General features: G+C 36.5%; 4 protein-coding genes. 3 read left to right on the top strand and 1 reads right to left on the bottom strand.

The window, feature by feature from the left end; all coding sequences use genetic code 11:
* Positions 1-58 precede the first annotated feature (58 nt).
* Positions 59-1108: an NAD-dependent epimerase gene (locus tag Q8907_12720; GenBank protein ID MDP4275132.1), complete on the top strand. Its 1050-nt coding sequence runs from the start codon at positions 59-61 to the stop codon at positions 1106-1108.
* Between the two features lie 38 nt (positions 1109-1146).
* Here the strand turns inward: Q8907_12720 and Q8907_12715 are convergent, their stop codons facing one another.
* Positions 1147-2031, bottom strand: coding sequence for a transglutaminase-like domain-containing protein (locus Q8907_12715; protein ID MDP4275131.1), 885 nt, complete (start codon positions 2029-2031; stop codon positions 1147-1149).
* A gap of 141 nt (positions 2032-2172) precedes the next feature.
* Between Q8907_12715 and Q8907_12710 the strand changes: the two genes are divergently transcribed.
* Together Q8907_12710 and Q8907_12705 are read left to right on the top strand one after the other, a co-directional pair.
* Positions 2173-2640: a DUF4293 domain-containing protein gene (locus Q8907_12710; GenBank protein ID MDP4275130.1), complete on the top strand. Its 468-nt coding sequence runs from the start codon at positions 2173-2175 to the stop codon at positions 2638-2640.
* Positions 2641-2732: 92 nt separating this feature from the next.
* On the top strand, positions 2733-4289 hold the full coding sequence (locus Q8907_12705) for a T9SS type A sorting domain-containing protein (GenBank protein MDP4275129.1): 1557 nt from the start codon (positions 2733-2735) through the stop codon (positions 4287-4289).
* Positions 4290-4934: the final 645 nt, after the last annotated feature.

The following is a 4934-nucleotide window of genomic DNA, read 5'->3' as shown; positions in this document are numbered from 1 at the left end:
GGCCTTTTTGGGGTCGTGTATTTTGTTTTTGTCCATTATTGTATTAAAAATATTTTAAATGAAAATTTTAATTACAGGTACTGCCGGTTTTATCGGTTTTCATTTGGCTAAAAGATTGATATCAAATGGTTATGAAGTTGTTGGGCTTGATTCTATCAATGATTATTATGACCTGCGCCTAAAGTATGGGCGGCTCAAATTGACCGGCATAGCAAAGGAAGAGGTTGAATATGGCAAGCTCCTGCAAAGTTCTATATATCCCAATTATAAGTTTATTAAGCTGAAATTGGAAGACAGGGAAAAGCTTTTCGAACTTTTTGAAAACGAACGTTTTGATAAGGTTTGTAATCTGGCCGCACAAGCGGGGGTGCGTTACAGTTTGACCAATCCTTATGCTTATATTGAAAGTAATATAATTGGTTTTAGCAATATTCTCGAGGCCTGCCGCCATAATCAAGTTAAACATCTGGCTTATGCCAGTAGCTCAAGTGTTTATGGACTGAATCAAAAAATGCCATTTTCTACTTCCGATAATGTGGATCACCCCGTAAGCCTTTATGCAGCCAGCAAGAAGAGCAATGAACTCATGGCTCATGCATATAGCCATCTGTTTGGACTGCCTACCACCGGTTTGAGGTTTTTTACAGTTTATGGCCCTTGGGGGCGTCCGGATATGGCTCTTTTTATTTTTACCAAAGCTATTCTTGAAGGCAAACCCATTGATGTATTCAATGAGGGCAGGATGGAACGTGATTTTACCTATATTGATGATATCGTTGAGGGTGTTGCCCGGGTTATAGATCATACTCCTGTGGCAAATAAAAATTGGGAAAGATTGAATCCTGATCCTTCCACTTCGTCAGCTCCGTATAAAATATACAACATAGGCAACAGTCATCCGGTTAAGTTAATGGAATTTATTGAAACCCTGGAAAATGTTTTGGGCAGAAAATCGCTTAAGAATTTGTTGCCGCTTCAGGCAGGGGATGTGGAGAAAACCTGGGCCAATGTGGATGATCTGATCAGTGATTTGAATTATAAACCGGCCACATCGGTTAAAGAAGGTGTTACAAAATTTGTTCAGTGGTATAAGGAATTTTACAGCTAATCTTTATTTTTGAAGAGGGGCTTGAGGGGGCCTCACAATTATATTTCTGTTTGGGATACGATTTTGACCAGTTCCTGGACCAGATTGATTTTTTCGGGAGGCCCGAATTTTTCATAAGAGTATATCAGGTTTTGAAGCAGTCGCTGAATGATTTCTATATTGCTGCAGGGCAGGAAGTAAGTATCGCGGGGGTCGATTTTCTGCTGTTTCAGGTAATATTCGATTTCCCGGTTTCCTAATACTGATCCTTTATTATAGGGATTAATGTAGAACAAAACATTTTTCAAATCTTTCAGCAACTTGGAAGCTTCCATATAACTTTTTGCATCCACATAGGCAAGGATGAAATTTTTAGGAAGGTTGACTCCAAAAATGGGTAGTTCAAGCTGTTGAACTACTGATAGATATAGGATAGACAGTGTGATTTGATTGCCTTTCTTTCTGTCTAGTACGTTGTTAATGAATGAATTCTGAGGCGAATAAAAGCTGGTGCTGTTGCTGGTAAACTTATGCGTTTCAAAAAGCACGTGGTTAATGATTCTTACTTTTTCAAGGGCCGTGAGGTTATTGTTTAATTCCAACCAGATATCCCTCTTTAATTTATTGATTTTTTCTGTAATATCGTCAAACCTTAAATCGGGGTACTGGTATTTTGCCACATAATATGCTCCTTCAAGAAGATTGTCCCCACCCGAATTTGTCCATTCCCTGAGATTATTTTTGACATGACTGAATTGAATTTCTTGTATGATTTTTTCTAACCTTAATTGTAAATTGCTATCCAACGAATATTCCCACGCTTTTTCAAGTTCGGGAATAATCTCAGGGCCTTGCTTTAACAAACTCTGTGAAATCAGGGAGAAAATTTCCTCATCAGGATCGTCAAGCAAACTGATTAGCGCTTTTACTTCCTCTTCTTTCATGTTAAACTGGCTCTATTAATGACTTTAACCTATTAGAGTTTAAATTTAGTAATAATTGCCCTAATGTCAAAATAAGTCTGATTTATTTTTATACTTGACCAAGTTGTTAAAAATGTTTTATTTTTGCAAATAAAAAATGCTATGATTCAAAGAATTCAAACGCTATATCTGTTGGCAGCTTTTGTTCTTCTTTTAATTCTGCCTCTATTCCCATTTGCCGCTATCATACAATCAGGATCAGTCCTGTATTCGTTTAAACTATTCGGACTGTATATCCTGACTCATAACTCGCCTAGGCTTATATATACCTTCTGGCCCTTATTGATTTTGTGGTTGGCCCTGGGCATCAGTTATCTGGCTACAATTTTCATGTTTAAAAAGAGAATTGTTCAGATGCGTTTATGTTTGCTGAATTGCCTATTCGTGTTGATATTTGATGTATTGATGTATTTCTCAGGCAAACAGTTTATTAGTCAATTGTCGCTTAATGTGAACTATTTCTGGTGGCTGTTTTTTATCCCTTTTTTGATTATAGTATTGACTTACATTGCATACAAAGCGATCAAAAAAGATGAAGATCTGATCCGTTCTGTTGACCGGATCAGGTAAGACATTTTCGTAATTACTTGTTATAGAAATATTATGTTTGTACCCTTTTGTTTGAAAATATTTTAGAGGAAAGGGATCAAACTCTGAATGAAATGATTTCAACTCCCTTAGATTTTAGCCAGACATTTGTGAAAACTTCATTATTTATAGGGCTTTTATTAATCACTTCCAATATTTTGGCCCAGAAAAGTTATTATGTGGGTTTAAACGGAAATGATTCAAATAATGGAATGTCTTTGAACAGTCCTTTCAGGACAATTACGAAAGCGGTTAGTGTTGTTGCAGGCGGAGATACGGTTTTTGTCAGAGGAGGCACTTATGAATATACCACTACCATTAAATTTTCTCAAAGTGGCGATGCCAACCACCTGATAAGCTTGAAAGTTTATCCGGGTGATCAAAGGCCGGTACTTGATTTTTCCGGGATGGCAGTCAACAGCACTAACAGAGGCGTTTCTCTTACCGGTAGTTACTGGTATATCAAAGGGATAAGGATTAAGGGGGCTGGCGACAACGGGATGAATATAAGTGGCGGAGCTTATAATACCATAGAATTTTGCGATTTTTATGAAAATCGTGACGGTGGTTGTCAGTTGGGCGGGGGCGCACACGATAATAAAATCATTAATTGCGATTCATACTGGAATGCTGATTATGGAACAGGTACTACCACCAATGGTGGTAATGCAGATGGCTTTTCCCCAAAACTTGATGTAGGGAACGGGAATTATTTTTATGGTTGCCGTTCTTATTATAATTCGGATGATGGCTGGGATGGTTACATGAAAACTACGGCCGATATTACCACTACAATTGAAAATTGCTGGACCTGGCACAATGGCTATTTAAAGGATGGCGTCACTACTACTTCGGAAATGAATGGGAATGGATTTAAGATGGGTGGAGATTATCTGGTTCACAATTGCGTGCTTAAAAACTGCCTGTCGTTTTATAATAAGGCTAAAGGTTTTGATCAAAACCATAATAAGGGCTCTATGACTTTGTACAATTGCACAGCCATTGCAAACGGTGGAAATAATTTTTCTATATCCGAGGCTTTAGATCCCGGGAAAGTTGTTACGGTAAAAAATTGTCTTTCCTACGAGAAGTCGAAGGTTTCGTTGCTTAGTTCTGCTATTGTTGCTACAAATAGCTGGGACAGCCAGTTTAATGTAACCAGCAGTGATTTCCTTAGCATAGATACCACAGGGATTTCCGGACCCCGCAAGGCTGACGGAAGTTTACCGGATATCAGGTTTATGCACCTGGCATCAGGCAGTAAACTTATTGATGCAGGTATCGATGTGGGTTTGCCTTATATTGGAACTAAACCAGATTTAGGCTGTTTTGAATTTCCTTCCACCAATACCGGAATTAGTAGTTTGCTCCTGGATGATGAAATTAAAATTGAAAATTATCCTAATCCTTTTCATTCAAAAACTACCATAAGATTTTATTTACCTGAGCCATCTGATATAAAAGTCAGCCTATTTGATATTAATAGTCACAGGATGGGAATTATTGCCAAAGGCCTGTATTCCCAAGGGATACATGAATTGGAATTTCATACCGGATTGAAGGCTGGAATTTATTTCTGCAATATGGAAGTGAAAGGTGAAGTATATAGCAAAGTGTTTATAATCAGGTGATATATGTCATTGTTGTTAAACTTTCGATATGACCTGAAAAAGTTTTTGCTTCATTTTATTATGTACATGATGGCAATTATTTATAAATTCTTGGAGGGGAATTTTCCCCTTGACTTTTATGTCAGTAAAGTTAGCATGTCCGTTTTGTCGAGTTGTTTTTTTTCTCACTTGGTATTATACTTAAAATGTACATGTTAAATGAAAAAAATATTAAAAACCAGAGTTTCATTTTTTTTTGAACAGGTTTTAATTGTTTGATTATTATCTGTTTGTTTGTGGAATGATACATTGGTTTCAAATTATTATATGAAATTAATTTGAATTTTTGCTATAGTTCTGATGATGTCTTAATGTTTATTTTTGGATAAAATAATTTTTCAAAATATAGATTCAATTTGTTGGATTTGGTAACGGCTATGATTTGAAGATTACAAAGGATGAATACTAAGTTATTTTTAGATCAAATTTGCAGAAACTATTCATACAATGACGAAGGAAGAATTGTAAATAGTATTTTTGCAATGGCATGATCACCGGGAAGCATAAATTATTATGCGGTTTTATTGGTCTATGAACGGTGCAATATTGATTGCAGGGATAATGTCTTTTTCAATGTTGAAGGACATGATAAGTAGTATTCAATAT

This window comes from Bacteroidota bacterium, from assembly GCA_030706565.1.
In the GTDB taxonomy this organism is placed as follows: domain Bacteria; phylum Bacteroidota; class Bacteroidia; order Bacteroidales; family JAUZOH01; genus JAUZOH01.
This window is presented reverse-complemented; position numbering and strand designations above follow the sequence as displayed.

Excerpts from the sequence above, each read along its gene's own strand:
- Q8907_12720 (MDP4275132.1), top strand. The coding sequence starts at position 59 with ATGAAAATTTTAATTACAGGTACTGCCGGTTTTATCGGTTTTCATTTG.
- Q8907_12715 (MDP4275131.1), bottom strand. The coding sequence starts at position 2,031 with ATGAAAGAAGAGGAAGTAAAAGCGCTAATCAGTTTGCTTGACGATCCT.
- Q8907_12710 (MDP4275130.1), top strand. The coding sequence starts at position 2,173 with ATGATTCAAAGAATTCAAACGCTATATCTGTTGGCAGCTTTTGTTCTT.
- Q8907_12705 (MDP4275129.1), top strand. The coding sequence starts at position 2,733 with ATGATTTCAACTCCCTTAGATTTTAGCCAGACATTTGTGAAAACTTCA.